Source organism: Mesorhizobium sp. M4A.F.Ca.ET.020.02.1.1, assembly GCF_004022645.1.
In the GTDB taxonomy this organism is placed as follows: domain Bacteria; phylum Pseudomonadota; class Alphaproteobacteria; order Rhizobiales; family Rhizobiaceae; genus Mesorhizobium.
Window position 1 is genome coordinate 3203 of sequence record NZ_RZOI01000055.1, and the last position, 13670, is coordinate 16872.

Annotated in this window: 18 protein-coding genes; 7 read left to right on the top strand and 11 right to left on the bottom strand. The window is 63.7% G+C overall.

Annotation, left to right across the window (positions count from 1 at the left end; genetic code table 11):
- Together EN742_RS39175 and EN742_RS39180 are read left to right on the top strand one after the other, a co-directional pair.
- On the top strand, positions 1-517 hold a 517-nt coding region (locus EN742_RS39175), incomplete at its 5' end, for a CorA family divalent cation transporter (RefSeq protein WP_281034943.1).
- 216 nt (positions 518-733) lie between these two features.
- Entirely contained in the window at positions 734-1258 is a 525-nt protein-coding gene (locus tag EN742_RS39180; RefSeq protein WP_281033530.1) for a CatB-related O-acetyltransferase, read from the top strand.
- Here the strand turns inward: EN742_RS39180 and EN742_RS06360 are convergent.
- The 10 genes from EN742_RS06360 to cysS all read right to left on the bottom strand — a co-directional run bounded on the left by EN742_RS06360 (position 1230) and on the right by cysS (position 9699).
- The gene (locus tag EN742_RS06360; protein ID WP_126055683.1) at positions 1230-1916 is read right to left on the bottom strand and encodes a glutathione S-transferase family protein; all 687 of its coding nucleotides are present in this window, start codon (positions 1914-1916) and stop codon (positions 1230-1232) included. The two genes, EN742_RS39180 and EN742_RS06360, sit on opposite strands and share 29 nt — an antisense overlap.
- A 66-nt stretch (positions 1917-1982) precedes the next feature.
- Entirely contained in the window at positions 1983-2903 is a 921-nt protein-coding gene (rarD, locus tag EN742_RS06365) for an EamA family transporter RarD (RefSeq protein WP_128332557.1), read from the bottom strand.
- A 121-nt stretch (positions 2904-3024) separates the two neighbouring features.
- Positions 3025-3552 carry a hypothetical protein gene (locus EN742_RS06370; protein WP_126055685.1) on the bottom strand — a complete coding sequence of 176 codons (528 nt, stop codon included), beginning with the start codon at positions 3550-3552 and terminating at the stop codon, positions 3025-3027.
- A 4-nt stretch (positions 3553-3556) separates the two neighbouring features.
- On the bottom strand, positions 3557-5173 hold the full coding sequence (gene cimA, locus EN742_RS06375) for a citramalate synthase (RefSeq protein WP_126055686.1): 1617 nt from the start codon (positions 5171-5173) through the stop codon (positions 3557-3559).
- A gap of 187 nt (positions 5174-5360) precedes the next feature.
- Entirely contained in the window at positions 5361-6320 is a 960-nt protein-coding gene (gene pip, locus EN742_RS06385) for a prolyl aminopeptidase (protein WP_127406683.1), read from the bottom strand.
- 5 nt (positions 6321-6325) lie between these two features.
- Positions 6326-6802, bottom strand: coding sequence for a GFA family protein (locus EN742_RS06390; RefSeq protein WP_126055688.1), 477 nt, complete (start codon positions 6800-6802; stop codon positions 6326-6328).
- Positions 6799-7290, bottom strand: coding sequence for a GFA family protein (locus EN742_RS06395; protein ID WP_127406684.1), 492 nt, complete (start codon positions 7288-7290; stop codon positions 6799-6801). Before EN742_RS06395 ends, EN742_RS06390 begins: the two co-directional genes overlap by 4 nt.
- A 6-nt stretch (positions 7291-7296) precedes the next feature.
- A complete protein-coding gene (locus tag EN742_RS06400) occupies positions 7297-7683 on the bottom strand; it encodes a VOC family protein (protein ID WP_126055690.1) in 387 nt (128 codons plus the stop codon).
- Positions 7680-8087, bottom strand: coding sequence for a DUF559 domain-containing protein (locus tag EN742_RS06405; protein WP_126055691.1), 408 nt, complete (start codon positions 8085-8087; stop codon positions 7680-7682). The genes EN742_RS06400 and EN742_RS06405 overlap by 4 nt, the downstream gene beginning before the upstream one ends.
- 178 nt (positions 8088-8265) lie before the next feature.
- The gene (gene cysS, locus EN742_RS06410; RefSeq protein WP_126055692.1) at positions 8266-9699 is read right to left on the bottom strand and encodes a cysteine--tRNA ligase; all 1434 of its coding nucleotides are present in this window, start codon (positions 9697-9699) and stop codon (positions 8266-8268) included.
- A 391-nt stretch (positions 9700-10090) separates the two neighbouring features.
- On the opposite strand from cysS, the gene EN742_RS06415 reads away from it, so the two are divergent.
- Positions 10091-10246 (top strand): hypothetical protein, encoded by a 156-nt coding sequence (locus tag EN742_RS06415; protein WP_126055693.1) that lies wholly within the window; start codon positions 10091-10093, stop codon positions 10244-10246.
- A gap of 79 nt (positions 10247-10325) precedes the next feature.
- Here EN742_RS06415 and EN742_RS06420 read toward each other — a convergent pair whose 3' ends face one another.
- Positions 10326-11090, bottom strand: a complete 765-nt coding sequence (locus tag EN742_RS06420) for an SOS response-associated peptidase (protein WP_126055694.1) — start codon at positions 11088-11090, stop codon at positions 10326-10328.
- A 115-nt stretch (positions 11091-11205) separates the two neighbouring features.
- On the opposite strand from EN742_RS06420, the gene EN742_RS06425 reads away from it, so the two are divergent.
- The 4 genes from EN742_RS06425 to EN742_RS06440 all read left to right on the top strand — a co-directional run bounded on the left by EN742_RS06425 (position 11206) and on the right by EN742_RS06440 (position 13592).
- Positions 11206-11634: an NUDIX hydrolase gene (locus EN742_RS06425; protein WP_126055695.1), complete on the top strand. Its 429-nt coding sequence runs from the start codon at positions 11206-11208 to the stop codon at positions 11632-11634.
- 73 nt (positions 11635-11707) lie between these two features.
- Positions 11708-12085 carry a TIGR02301 family protein gene (locus tag EN742_RS06430; protein WP_126055696.1) on the top strand — a complete coding sequence of 126 codons (378 nt, stop codon included), beginning with the start codon at positions 11708-11710 and terminating at the stop codon, positions 12083-12085.
- Between the two features lie 348 nt (positions 12086-12433).
- Positions 12434-12691: a hypothetical protein gene (locus tag EN742_RS06435; protein WP_126059159.1), complete on the top strand. Its 258-nt coding sequence runs from the start codon at positions 12434-12436 to the stop codon at positions 12689-12691.
- A gap of 103 nt (positions 12692-12794) precedes the next feature.
- Positions 12795-13592: a hypothetical protein gene (locus tag EN742_RS06440; RefSeq protein ID WP_189375203.1), complete on the top strand. Its 798-nt coding sequence runs from the start codon at positions 12795-12797 to the stop codon at positions 13590-13592.
- Positions 13593-13670: the final 78 nt, after the last annotated feature.

The following is a 13670-nucleotide window of genomic DNA, read 5'->3' on the forward strand; positions in this document are numbered from 1 at the left end:
CAGCGCGGCCGAGCTCGGCGGCCTATCCGAGACGCTCGACGGCATCGAGGACCGGATCGTGTGCGACGCATGGCACAGCGAGCGGCAAGCGCTGGTCGACGCGCGCCGGCAGCTCGTGGTGATCCACCGGCAGATGGCGACGCTGACCAGCCTGTTTCGGCATCTCGACCATTCGCACCGCAACGACCTGCCCGATCCGGTCAACGACATGGCGGCGCGGCTCTCGCACCGGGCGCACACGCTCTATCACGACGGCGAGCAGTTGCAGGCGCGCACGCGGCTGCTGCAGGACGAGTTGATGGCCAAGCTGACGATGCAGTCCAATCAGCTGCTCTATATCCTGTCCGTTATGACGGCGGTGCTCTTACCGATGACCATCATCTCGGGCCTGTTCGGAATGAATGTCGGCGGCCTGCCGCTGCTGGACTCGCCGATCGGATTTTGGGTGGTGACGGCGGTGTCGCTGCTCGTCGCTTGCGCCGTCTATCTGTTCGTCAGGCGGCTCGGGCGCGTGTAGGACCGGATCCTTCCGGCCGAGGAGACCATACTCCGGGATTTTGGGTTGTGGTACACAACTCGGAATCGCGGATGCTTCGACCAGCATCCCGTTTCGATGAGGATGCGCATGGGGTTCGCCAGGAAGCTCAGAACATGGCTCGGGCTCCGCCGAGACAAGACCGCGCTGCCGCCATTTGCGTCCGTTGGCCGTTGGACCTATGGCGTCGAGTCAAAAATGATTTACGGCTGTGGAGCGCACTCCTCGCTCAGGATCGGCGCCTTTTGCTCGATCGCCAATGAAGCGCTTTTCATGTGCAGCGCCAATCACCCGACATCATTCGTTTCCACCTATCCGTTCAAGGTTCGTGTGACGAGGGAGGAGCCGGATGGATCGGACCTGCTCACGAATGGCCCCATCGAGATCGGCAATGACGTGTGGGTCGGGCGCCGCGCCATAGTCATGCCTGGTGTCAGGATAGGAGACGGTGCCGTCGTTGGCGCTGGAGCCATCGTCACCAAGGACGTCGCTCCCTACGCGATCGTGGCCGGCAATCCGGCCAGGCTTATCCGCTACAGGTTCGACGCGCACCAAATCGAAAGCCTGCTTGCGATCCGGTGGTGGGATTGGAGCGACGAGAAAATCCGCGCCGAGCAGCCGGCGTTCTTCGGTTCCATCGACGCCTTCATCGCGGCCCACGCAGCGCCTGAAGCGGCTCGCGCGGGTTTGGAGCCTACGCTGGCGCCCGCAGGTCCTCGATGACAGTGCCGGCGGCGGCGACCTCGGCCTCGTGGGCCGGTTCACGCCAGGTCTCGGCGAGGGCCGCCGCGTACCATTCGCGCATAGCAGGCAGGTCGAGCAGCCGCTTGGGATAGGCGGCCGCGGCGCCTTCGAAAACCAGCCCATAGGACTGCGCCCGAAACGCCACCGGGGCAAAGAAGGCATCGGCGGCGGTGAAGCGCTCGCCAGCGAGGAACGGACCGCCGAAGCGGGCCAGGCCATCGTTCCAGAGGTCGCCGAGACGGAAGAGATCGTGCTTCAGGGCGTCGGACATCGCAAACGGCTCGACGCTGAGGCCGCAGCTCATCGGGCAGAGATTGCGCAGCGCGATGAAGCTCGAATGCATTTCGGCGGCCGCCGATCGCACCCAGGCTCGCGCCTTCGCGTCCGCCGGCCATACGCCCTGATGGCGCTCGGCCAGATATTCGACGATGCTGAGCGAATCCCAGACCGCCCAGCCGTCATCGACCAGGCACGGCACGCGGCCGTTCGGCGAGAACACCCGGTAGAGGGTAAAGCTCGATCCGGTCGGGAACGGGGTCAGCCGCTCCTCGAACGGGATGCCGAGCTCTCGCATCAGCACCCAGGGCCGCAGCGACCATGAGGAATAGTTCTTGTTGGCAATGTGCAAGACGTACACCGGGCATACTCCTTGTTTTGACGCAATTCCGGACGGAAAACCGCTGCGCACTTTTCCTGGAATTGCTTATCTTGCCGCGGGGACCGCCTGGCGCCCCTTGAACATCGACCAGCTGTACATTGCCAGCGCCGCCCAGATCAGGGCGAAGGCGATTGCCTGCGTCCTGCCGAACGGCTCGTCGAAGACGAGCACGGCGATCAGGAACACCATGGTCGGCGCGATATACTGCATGATGCCGATGGTGGAGAGGCGCAGCAGCCTGGCGCCGAAGGCAAACAGCAGCAGCGGCACCGCGGTGATCGGGCCGCAACCGATCAGCAGTGCGGTGTCGGAACCAGTGCTGGAGACGAAATGGTCCTGCCCGGTGGCGATCAAGTAGCCGATATAGCAAAGCGCCGGCACCGAGAGCAGCAGCACTTCGAGCAGAAATCCCTGGCTCGGGCCGATCGGCAGCGTCTTGCGGAAGAAGCCGTAGGCGGCGAAGGAAAATGCCAGCGCCAGCGACACCCAGGGCAGCTTGCCGGCCTCGATGGTGAGCACGGTCACCGCGATGGCGGCCAGCGCAACCGCCGCGATCTGCAGCCGGTCGAGCCGCTCGCCGAGCAGCAGCGCACCGACGACGACTACCACCAGCGGATTTATGTAGTAGCCGAGCGCGGTCTCGACGGTGCGGTCGACCGCGATCGCCCAGACATAGATCCCCCAGTTGACCGAGATCAGCGTCGCCGTCAGCGCCGCCATGGCGATGCTCTTGGGCGAGCGGACCGCGGCCTTGAAATCGGCGGTGCGACCGGCCCAGACCAAAACGCATGCGGCGATCGGCACCGACCAGACGATGCGGTGGCAGATCACCTCGATCAACGGCAGATGCGCCACCGCCTTCATGTAGAAGGGCAGCAGCCCCCACAAGAAATAGGCGCCCAGCGCCAGGAAGAAGCCGCGGCGGGCCTTGGCATCTGCGTCAAGCTGAGCTGTCTCGGTGACCATGGCCCAACGCTATGGCCCAGCCGGCCATGCAAGACCATCACAAAATTATGATGGATCAATGGACTTTTGGTGATGGTTCAAGCGGTTGACTTCGCTCCAGGTGCCGAGACTGAGTGCCAACTCAGTGCTGGGCGGGTTTCTCGACAAGCTCGAAGAAAAGCCGGTCGGGTGCCCCCTCATCGTGCCTGAAGCCGGTCAACTCTGCCGCCAGATCGAGAGGAATGTCGAAGACATAGTCGACATCACCTTCCTTGTCCTGCTGTGAAAACGCTCGCTGCCGCAGGGTTTCAAAGGAGGCTGGAAGATCTCCCGTGGTTTGGAGATCGCTGACCTCCTTGTCGCCGCTGTGCCAAACCCTCCAGATATTCTTACCGGCGCTCCAGAGCTCGGCGCGAGAAAACATCGTGTGTTCCTCGATATGCACGACGACCAGTTCCCTGCCCTGCGAGAACGCCGACAGGTAGCTGTCAGGAGGATTGGGAAAGCTGCAGTAGCCAAGGATGATGATCGCCCAGTTCTTGTCGCTGCGATAAGCATTCACCGGCGAATCGAAATCGTCCGATGAACCGCCGACTTCCCTGCCGAACAAGGCCGCGGCTTCCTTGATCCCGTAGCCCCGGAAGCCAAACCAGCTGATCGAAGAGCCCAAGCGCCTACTCCGCCGCCACCAGCCCCGCCATGTCGCGGTTCTTCATCAGCTTGTAGATGATCGAATCCATCAGCGCCTGGAAGGAGGCGTCGATGATGTTTTCCGACACGCCGACCGTCCACCAGCGGGCGCCGCTGGAATCGTGCGATTCGATCAGCACGCGCGTGATCGCTTCGGTGCCGCCATTGAGGATACGCACCTTGAAGTCGGCAAGCTCGAGGTCGCCGATCTCGTTCTGGTACTTGCCGAGGTCCTTCCTGAGCGCGATGTCGAGCGCATTGACCGGGCCATGGCCCTCGGCGACCGACATCTTCTCCTCGCCATCGACCATCACCTTGACGATCGCCTCCGACACCGTCTTCAACTGGCCGTTGGCGTCGAAGCGACGCTCGACCATGCAGCGGAAGGAGGTGACATTGAAGAACTCCGGCAGGCCGTGCAGCATCTTGCGAGCGAGCAGCTCGAAGGAGGCGTCGGCGCCCTCATAGGCATAGCCCTCCGCCTCGCGCTCCTTGACAACGGCGATCAGCGCATCGAGCCGATGGTCATCCTTCGGCACGTCGATGCCGCGCCGCTTCAGCTCGGCGAGGAAATTGGCCTTGCCGCCCTGGTCGGAGACCATGACGCGGCGGCGGTTGCCGACGGCTTCCGGGGGCACGTGCTCGTAAGTCGCCGGCTCCTTGGCGAGCGCCGAGGCATGAATGCCGGCCTTGGTGGCGAAGGCGGAGGCGCCGACATAGGGCGCCTGCGCTTCCGGGGCGCGGTTGAGCAATTCGTCGAAGGCCCGCGAGAGCCTCGAAATGCCGGTCAGCGCTTCAGTCGAAATGCCGGTCTCGAAACGATCGGCGAAGGCCGGCTTCAGCGCCAGCGTCGGGATGATGGAGATCAGGTTGGCGTTGCCGCAGCGCTCGCCGATGCCGTTCAGCGTGCCCTGGATCTGGCGCACGCCGGCCTCGACGGCGGCCAGCGAATTGGCCACCGCCTGCCCCGTGTCGTCGTGGGCGTGGATGCCGAGATGGTCGCCCGGAATGCCGCCGGCGATCACCGTCTCGACAATGGCGCGCACTTCCGACGGCTGCGTGCCGCCATTGGTGTCGCACAGCACCACCCAGCACGCGCCGGCATCGTAGGCGGTTCTCGCGCAGGCCAGGGCGTAAGACGGATTGGCCTTGAAGCCGTCGAAGAAATGCTCGCAGTCGACCATGGCTTCCTTGCCGGCGGCGACCGCCGTCTCGACCGAGACCTTGATCGAGTCGAGGTTTTCCTCGTTGGTGCAGGCGAGCGCGACGCGCACATGATAGTCCCAGCTCTTGGCGACGAAGCAGATGGCGTCCGACTTCGACTGCACGAGCGCCGCCAGCCCCGGATCGTTGGAGGCCGAGACACCTGCCCGCTTGGTCATGCCGAAAGCGACGAATTTTGCCTTGGCCGTGCGGTTCTCCTGGAAGAAGGCGGTGTCGGTCGGGTTGGCGCCGGGATAGCCGCCCTCGACATAGTCGATGCCGAACTCGTCCAGCAATTTGGCGATGGCGATCTTGTCCTCGACGGAAAAGTCGATACCCGGCGTCTGCTGGCCGTCGCGAAGGGTGGTGTCGAAGAGGTAGAGGCGTTGCTTTGTCATCGTTCTGTGGGCGCTTGAACACCCCCCTCTGCCCTGCCGGGCATCTCCCCCTCAAGGGGGGAGATCAGCAGTTCGAATGCCGCGCCACAACCTGCAGCGTTGAAAATTTGCGAAAGCCGCGACGAAGGCCAATCTCCCCCCTTGAGGGGGAGATGTCCGGCAGGACAGAGGGGGGTGCTGCGGGCTGTCATTTTTTCCCCGCAAACCCATCTGTCGCCCGGATCAGCCGGTCCAGGATCCCTGGTTCCGAATAGGCATGGCCGGCGCCCTCGATGAGGTGGAAATCCGCCTTCGGCCAGGCCTTGTGCAGCGCCCAGGCGTAGCGCGCCGGGCACGGCATGTCGTAACGGCCGTGAACGATGGTGCCAGGGATGTCCTTCAGCTTCCAAGCGTCGCGCAGCAACTGCCCCTCCTCGAGCCAGCCGGCATGGACGAAATAGTGATTCTCGATGCGGGCGAAGGCGACGGCAAAGTCGTCCTCGCCGAACTTGCCGCTGGTTTCAGGCTCCGGCAAGAGCGTGATCGTCTCGCCCTCCCACAGGCTCCAGGCGAGGGCTGCCTCGACCTGTGCCTTGCGGTCGCTGCCCACCAGCCGCTTGCGGTAGGCGGCCATCATGTCGTCGCGCTCCGCTTCCGGGATCGGCGCCAGGAAGCGCTCCCACTTGTCGGGGAACATCTCGGAGACGCCGAACTGATAGTACCATTCGAGCTCGGCGCGGGTCAGCGTGTAGATGCCGCGCACGACGAGTTCGCTCACCCGCTCAGGATGCGTTTCGGCATAGGCGAGCGCCAGGGTCGAGCCCCAGGAGCCGCCGAAGACCAGCCATTTGTCGAAGCCCGCCATCTCGCGCAGCCGCTCGATGTCGGCGACCAGATGCCAGGTGGTGTTGGCCTCGAGCGAAGCGTTGGGCGTCGACTTCCCGCAGCCGCGCTGGTCGAACAGGATGACGTCGTAGAGCTTCGGATCGAACAGCCGCCGGTGTTTCGGCGAGATGGTGCCCCCCGGACCGCCGTGCAGGAACACGGCGGGCTTGGCGTCCCTGGTGCCGGAGCGCTCCCAATAGACCCTATGACCGTCGCCGACATCGAGCATACCGGTCTCGAACGGCTCGATCTCGGGATAGAGCGTACGCAAGCCACCACTCATGACTGTCATAGTTTCAAGCCCTGCTGCGGCCAGTTGGCCGTCTCGTGATCGGGATGCTGGAAGGAGATGATCTGCTCCTGCCGTCGATAGAAGTCGGGGTCGTCGAGGACCGGCGCCTCGAATATCTTTTCCACCCAGGGCAAGCGGACGGCGTAGTTGACCTGGATCAGCGGCGCGAGGTCCGAGCGGTCGTCGAAGGCGCCGATGGCGATCTCCAGCGCGCCGGGCTGGCGATAGGTCAGCGGCGTGCCGCAGCGGCGGCAGAAGCCGCGATCGATGTTGACCGAGGACTGGAAATAGCTCGGCTCCTCGTGGGTCCATTCGACGCCGTCCTTCGGCACCGTCACCAGCGCTCCGAAGAAATTGCCGAACTGTTTCTGGCACATGCGGCAATGGCAGATCGACGGGCGCCCTAGCTTGCCGTTGATGCGGAAGCGCACGGCGCCGCATTGGCAGCCGCCGGTTCGAACTTGATCGGTCATGGTCTTTCCTCCGGCGGCCATTGGTCGGTGTCGTGGTCGGGGTGCTGATAGGAGACGAGCTCCGCCAGATAAGGCGCCGAGCCGATGTCGGCCATTGTCTCCTCACCCGGCAATTGCGGGACGGAATCGACGTAAGGCAACTTCGCCTCGGTGCCCCACTGGATGGTGGGCGCGATGCCGGCCGGATCGTCGAAGGTGGCAATCGCCAGCGCCATGCCGTCGGGCGCCTCGAAGGTCAGCGGTGTGCCGCACTCCGCGCAGAAGCCGCGCCATGCTGCGCTGGAAGAACGAAAGCGCTTGGGCTCGCCGCGCGTCCATTCGACCTTGGCGCCGCGCACCGAGACCAGCGGCAGATAGAAATTGCCGCTCGCCTTCTGGCACATGCGGCAATGGCAGATCGAGGCATCGCCCAGCGCGCCCTCGACGCGGAAGCGCACCGCGCCGCACTGGCAGCCGCCTGTGTAGACTGGCCGGTTGTCGAGGCTCATGGCTGATCACTCCGGATCATGGCAGACCGCCTCTACATTGTTGCCGTCGGGATCGAAGACGAAGGCGCCGTAGTAGTTCGGATGATAATGTGGGCGGAGCCCCGGTCCGCCATTGTCCCTGCCGCCGGCGGCAAGGGCCGCGGCATGGAAGGCATCGACCTCGGCGCGGCTGCGCGCGGTGAAGGCCACATGCTGGTGATCCTTCGGCTTGTCCTTGCCCGAGCTCAGCCAGAACACCGGCCGGTCGCGGCCATAACCGCCGACCTTGGCGCCGCCGGTGTATTCTGTGGGCACCATGTAAAGCAGCGAAGCGCCGAGCGGCGCCATCGCCTTGTCGTAAAAGGCCTTCGAGGCGTCGAAATCGGAAACGGTGATGCCGAGATGGTCGATCATAAAACTGCCTCCCTTGCTGGTTCGCGTGCCGGCCTATCGGCGCCGGCGAGGCCAGCCTCGATCACGATGTGCTGGCAGACATTGTCGATATCGCGGATGACGTCGTCGTTCCAGAAGCGCAGGATGGTCCAGCCGAGCGCTTCAAGCCTGGCTGTTCTTGCTGCGTCAGATGCGGAAACTTCATGTGAAGCGTGTTGGGAGCCATCCAGCTCAACGATCAGCTTTTTGGTTGGACATGCAAAATCGACGATGTAGCCAGCTATCGGCATCTGACGGCGGAACGCCAGCCCCATGAGTCGGTGTACGCGTATTGCATTCCAAAGCTTGAGTTCGGCATCTGTCATCTGCTTGCGCATCTTGCGCGCATTGCCGCGATTGATGGGAGATACGCGATAATGGGTCATCGCGAGGCACCCCCCTCTGTCCTGCCGGACATCTCCCCCTCAAGGGGGGAGATCAGATGTCGCCACTGCTTTCGCCAATCACCCACCTCGCAAGACGAACGCCGTCGGCGGAGCTGCCAATCTCCCCCCTTGAGGGGGAGATGCCCGGCAGGGCAGAGGGGGGTGCTTGGCGCCACCCTCACCGCTTCACCTCCCAGGTGGTGATACGCTCGCCGGTGACAGGATCCTTGCCGTCTTTCAGCTGCACGCCTTGCGCCAGAAGCTCGTCGCGAATGCGATCGGCCTCAGGCCAGTTCTTCTCGGCGATCAGCGCCAGACGTTTGGCGATGGCCTTGGCGATGGCCGCCTCGTCCACCTCGGCCGTGCCGACATCGAAGCCGAGGAAGGCAAGCGCGGCCTTCAGCGACGCGGCGGCGGCGTTGCCTTCCGCGGCCTCGCTGGCAAGCAGCGTCAACTGCTGGAAGGCGGCATAGGTGGCGAGATCGTCGGACAGCGCCGCAACGACCTCCGTCGGCAATTGCCCGGCCGCCGGCGCGAGATCGGCCGCGCGCTTCCATTTGCGCAAGGTGTTTTCGGCCTCTTCCAGCTTGCGCACGGAGAAGTCGATCGGCTCACGGTAATGCGTCATCAGCATCGCCAGCCGCAGCACTTCGCCCGGCCATTTGCGGCCGCCAAAGGTCTCGGTCTCCAGCAGCTCATGGATCGAGTAGAAATTGCCGAGGCTCTTCGACATCTTCTGGCCCTCGACCTGAAGGAAGCCGTTGTGCATCCACACGTTGGCCATCACCTCGGTGCCGTGGGCGCAGCGCGACTGGGCGATCTCGTTTTCATGGTGCGGGAAGATCAGGTCGAGGCCGCCGCCATGGATGTCGAAGACCTCGCCGAGATAGGCGGCCGACATCGCCGAGCACTCGATGTGCCAGCCGGGCCGGCCCCTGCCCCAGGGGCTTTCCCAGCCGGGCTCTTCCGGCGAGGACAGCTTCCACAAAACGAAATCGCCAGGATTCTTCTTGTGCGCGTCGACGGCGATGCGGGCGCCCGCCTGCTGCTCGTCGAGATTGCGCTTGGACAGTTCTCCGTAGTCGGGCATCGAGGCGGTGTCGAACAGTACCTCGCCCTCGGCTTCATAGGCATGGCCGCGCTCGATGAGTTGCCCGATCAGCGACAGCATGTCGGCTTTGCCGTCGGCACGGGGGGCGACGAACTCGGTGGCGCGTGGCTCGAAGGTCGGCTCGAGGCAGCCAAGGGCAGCGACATCCTTGTGATACTGGTCGGCGGTCTTTTCGGTGACGTGGCGGATCGCCTCGTTGAGCGACAGCTTTCCCGACGCGATCTGGCTGCCGAAATCACGCAGCGCCCGGGCATTTATCTTGTCGTCGACATCCGTGATGTTGCGCACATACGTAACGTGCTCCTCGCCATAGAGTTGGCGCAGCAGACGGAACAGCACGTCGAAGACGATCGCCGGCCGCGCATTGCCGATATGGGCAAAGTCGTAGACCGTCGGGCCGCAGACATACATGCGCACATTCAGCGGATCGATGGGGACGAAATCGTCCCGCGTCCGCGTCAGCGTGTTGTAGAGGCTGAGACCCTTCGATGCGTTGGACATGCGTGCCCTCCCGGTCCGTTACTGTCTTGGATGGAGCCGGCCCGCGCCGAGGCGCAGATCGAGCTCCAGCCTGCTGGCCGGGGCGTTTGTCCAATCTGGGGAAAGATGAGGCGAAAACGTCCGGACCAGCGCGAGGCTAGCCAATAATGCAAATGCCACAAATGGCGAAAAACGTTTTCATGCGCGGCTTTATCGCCCTGGCGAGTGTTGCCGTCAAGTCGCAACTTTGAGCAAACGAGTCGCCGGGTCACAGCTTATGAGACAGTGAAACATTTTATTAAACATGTCGGCACAGTGATGAAACTTTCGCCGGCTAGATCGCCAGGCGTCACGATTTGGTCGGAATCGGCCATCAAACGCGGACACAGAAATGTTACCAGGGAAGAGACCAATGCCACGAAGCAAGCAGGAACCGAGCCGAGCCAAGCAACCGGCGCTCGCCAACCAATACAGGGCTATCGGACCGGCCGCGATTGTCGCCGCCCTTCTTCACACCGCGAAGAAGAAGAAGCCGGCGCAGAAGTTCATCTCGCCGCGCGCTGCCTGAACAGGCACGCAGCCGGCGCTGGGCGCCGGCGATGAGGGCGCGAACAAGCGCCTGGAAATGAAGGCCTCCACAGTCTTCGCTAGAATAGCGTCATCTGACTGTCGTCCGCGCCGGGCTTCTGGCGCCTGACCTTCCCGGGTTGCGGCCCGACAATGCCCCGCTCCTGAATCTCCGGCCCAGTGTTGGTGACCTTGTTGACAAGGTCGGAAACCGGAATTGCCTCGAAGAAATCAGGGTGAGCCGGCCGCAACAGGTCGAGCACATCGCGCGGCTCCTGCGTGCGGCAATCCAGCCAGCGGGCGAAGTCGCGCTCCTCGATCACCACCGGCATGCGGTCGTGGATATGGGCGATGCCCGAACTGGCACGGGCGGTGAGGATGGCGCCGGTGTCCATCTCGGAGCCGCCCGGCTCGGCGTAGGTCTCGATCAGTCCGGCAAAGGCAATGAGCCCACTATGCCTGGGACGGATCCAGTAAGGCTGGCCCGCGGCACCCGCGCCGGCTTGCTGCCATTCATAGAAGCCGGAGGCCGGCACCAAAGCGCGGCGATGGCGCATGGCGGTCTTGAACGAAGCCTTCTCCGCCGCCCCTTCCGAGCGGGCATTGAACAGCAGCGGGAATTCCCGCGTGTCCTTGACCCAAGCCGGGATCAACCCCCAGCGCACCAGCATCGCCTGCCGGTCCGGCAGGTTGGAACCCGGCGCCCTTGGCGGACCCGCAAGCGCCATCAGCACCGGCTGCGTCGGTGCGATGTTGTAGCGGGCCGGAAACGCCTCCAGCTCCGCCAGGCCGAGAAAGGCGGCGGTCTGCTCCGGCGTGGCGGTAAGGGCAAAGCGTCCGCTCATGGCTTTGACTCTTCGATCGGGATCGCCGTGAAAGTGGCGATGGAACCGCAGCACTGTAACCGCTAGAGCTGTCCGGTCCATAACCTCAGCCAGCAACTGACGCGATTCGAAGCGCATGAACGAGGCTCGCAAGATCATACCGGCCGTTTCCGTCGCGATCGTGCGCGGCGACAAGGTACTTCTGGTCAAGCGGGCCCGGCCACCGTCGCAAGGGCTCTATGCCTATCCGGGCGGCAAGGTCGAGCCTGGCGAGTCGCTGGCGCAAGCGGCGGCGCGCGAGCTCGAGGAGGAAACCGGGTTGCGGGCAGATGGCTACCGCCCGCTGCGCGATATCCACATCGATGGCAGCGGTGAGAATCACGCGGTCGACTATCTGCTGACGGTGTTCGGCGCGGCTTACGCCGGCGGCGAGCCGGTGGCCAGCGACGATGCCGAGACCGCGGCGTTCTATACGCTTGCCGAGATGGTAACCATGCCGCTGGCGGGAGACGTTTTCGAGGTGGCGGAGGAATTGCTCGGGTCTCAGAAAAATACAGGAGCGTAGGGCCGCGAAAATCGCCTTGCAGGCGACAAAATGTTTCGCCACAAAGCCTTATCCTCGCCACGACAAGGTCCCGATGACCCGCGCCTCGCCTCTCCTTGCCGCATGCCTTGCCGCCAGCATGGCGCTGACGGCTTGGCCGGCGTTCCCCGCCGAGGCGCCGTTCGAACCAGGGCTGATGCGGTTGGCGGAAGTGCTGGGATCGCTTCATTTCCTGCGCAATCTCTGCGGCGAGAAGGGCGACCAGTGGCGGGTCGAAATGGAAAAGCTGCTGGCATCGGAAAACCCCGACCCTGAGCGGCGGGCCCGCTTCATCGCTTCGTTCAACCGCGGCTACCGTTCCTTCGGCGGCACCTATACGCAATGCACGGCCTCGGCTACGGAAGCCATCAGCCGCTACATGAAGGAAGGCGAGACGCTGTCGCGCGACATCGCCTCGCGCTACGGCAACTGACGGCATCCGGCCTCCCGCCCCCTCGCCACCCACAGGTTTTCAGAACCAGCGCTTGTCTATGCCGCCATCTTGGTGCAATCCTTATGTTGCACTTCTGCAACAGCGTTAACGAAACGTTACGGTGCGGATGTGAAATTAACTCAAACTGAAGGTTTTGGTGCCGCTCGCCGGCCTAATCGGCTAAGTTTGGAAACTATCGAACGCAGGCTTTTGCAACGCGACGGATTTTGTCGGGTATGACCCCAAAAATGTCGTATTTACAAACGGTTACTCAAGCCCGCGTGTGAAAGGGACAGCCCAGGCCCGGTCCGCACAAAGGATCGCCGCATGAACAGGGTGGACATCGCAATGGAACATGCCGTCAACGACATCGACGCGTTGGTCAGGGAGGAGAAGCGCCTGACCGCCGTGGAAAGCCATAGCGAGGCGTGGGCGGAAGGGCTGTCGGCCGGCATCGAGCCGGAAATCATCGCCGAGGCAGCGCTTGAAACCGCGTTTGGCGAGATGCTGCGCGCAAATGGCGAAACCTCGGCTCTTGCCCTGCTCGATCGCATGCGTGAAAAGGTGATCGCCGGCGCCTTCGAACCGGAGCGGCTGAAGCACTGAGCCCGGTTCTTTGACGGCGGCGCGCCGTTTGGGCATCATTGCATCAAAGGCACCCAACCGGCCCGAGCAGCCCGGCGGGCTTGGGCACATGGAGAGGCAGGCGGTGAATTTTTCGACCTCAGGCCAGCCGCGCGGCCTGGTTTTCAGCCTCTGGCTTGCCGCCTTCTGCGCCGCGATTCCGCTGACGCTCAGCCTCACGATCAGCCCTGCCCATGCCCTGAGCGAGATCAAACGCGAGGACCTGCCCTCGCCGGCGACACCATCGGCCGATGACGACATGGCGCCGCCCGGCAGCGCCGTGCCGATGCCCGATCCGCTCGGCACGACCCCGCCCGCCACCAGCCAGCCGGGCAACGCGCCCGAGGAGAGCCAGCCGGAAGGGCCTGCGAACGACGGCGGTACCGCCAGCCCGAACTCCGACCCGGACGCACCGCCGCCGGAAGTCGTCTACGACCTCGCCAAGCTGCCGGAACCGGTCAAGCGCATGCATGATCTGATCGTCGAGGCCTGCCGGAGCGGCGACATCGAGAAGCTCAGGCCGCTGATCGGCAAGGGCGATTCGATGACACAGCTGTCCCTGGGCGACATCGAGGGCGATCCGATCACCTTCCTCAAGGGGCTTGCCGGCGACTCGGAGGGTCAGGAAATCCTCGCCATCATGGAAGAGGTGCTGAGCGCCGGCTACGTCCATGTCGATGCCGGCACGCCGCAGGAACTCTATGTCTGGCCGTATTTCTTCGCCCTGCCGCTCGACAAGCTCGACGCCAAGCAGCGGGTCGAGCTGTTCAAGATCGTCACCGCCGGCGACTATAACGACATGAAGCAGTTCGGCGCCTACATCTTCTACCGCGTCGGCATTACGCCGGCCGGCCAGTGGATGTTTTTTGTTGCCGGAGATTGACAATCCGCACGTTTAATTTCTTCCGCATTTCACCCTAGCGGCATTGTCCATAACCTCGTCGGCATAGAAGTAGAAGTT

Coding starts and splice junctions, on each gene's coding strand:
- EN742_RS39180 (WP_281033530.1), top strand. CDS start 734: ATGATTTACGGCTGTGGAGCGCACTCCTCGCTCAGGATCGGCGCCTTT.
- rarD (WP_128332557.1), bottom strand. CDS start 2,903: ATGGTCACCGAGACAGCTCAGCTTGACGCAGATGCCAAGGCCCGCCGC.
- cimA (WP_126055686.1), bottom strand. CDS start 5,173: ATGACAAAGCAACGCCTCTACCTCTTCGACACCACCCTTCGCGACGGC.
- pip (WP_127406683.1), bottom strand. CDS start 6,320: ATGAGTGGTGGCTTGCGTACGCTCTATCCCGAGATCGAGCCGTTCGAG.
- EN742_RS06390 (WP_126055688.1), bottom strand. CDS start 6,802: ATGACCGATCAAGTTCGAACCGGCGGCTGCCAATGCGGCGCCGTGCGC.
- EN742_RS06395 (WP_127406684.1), bottom strand. CDS start 7,290: ATGAGCCTCGACAACCGGCCAGTCTACACAGGCGGCTGCCAGTGCGGC.
- EN742_RS06400 (WP_126055690.1), bottom strand. CDS start 7,683: ATGATCGACCATCTCGGCATCACCGTTTCCGATTTCGACGCCTCGAAG.
- EN742_RS06405 (WP_126055691.1), bottom strand. CDS start 8,087: ATGACCCATTATCGCGTATCTCCCATCAATCGCGGCAATGCGCGCAAG.
- cysS (WP_126055692.1), bottom strand. CDS start 9,699: ATGTCCAACGCATCGAAGGGTCTCAGCCTCTACAACACGCTGACGCGG.
- EN742_RS06415 (WP_126055693.1), top strand. CDS start 10,091: ATGCCACGAAGCAAGCAGGAACCGAGCCGAGCCAAGCAACCGGCGCTC.
- EN742_RS06420 (WP_126055694.1), bottom strand. CDS start 11,090: ATGAGCGGACGCTTTGCCCTTACCGCCACGCCGGAGCAGACCGCCGCC.
- EN742_RS06425 (WP_126055695.1), top strand. CDS start 11,206: ATGAACGAGGCTCGCAAGATCATACCGGCCGTTTCCGTCGCGATCGTG.
- EN742_RS06430 (WP_126055696.1), top strand. CDS start 11,708: ATGACCCGCGCCTCGCCTCTCCTTGCCGCATGCCTTGCCGCCAGCATG.
- EN742_RS06435 (WP_126059159.1), top strand. CDS start 12,434: ATGGAACATGCCGTCAACGACATCGACGCGTTGGTCAGGGAGGAGAAG.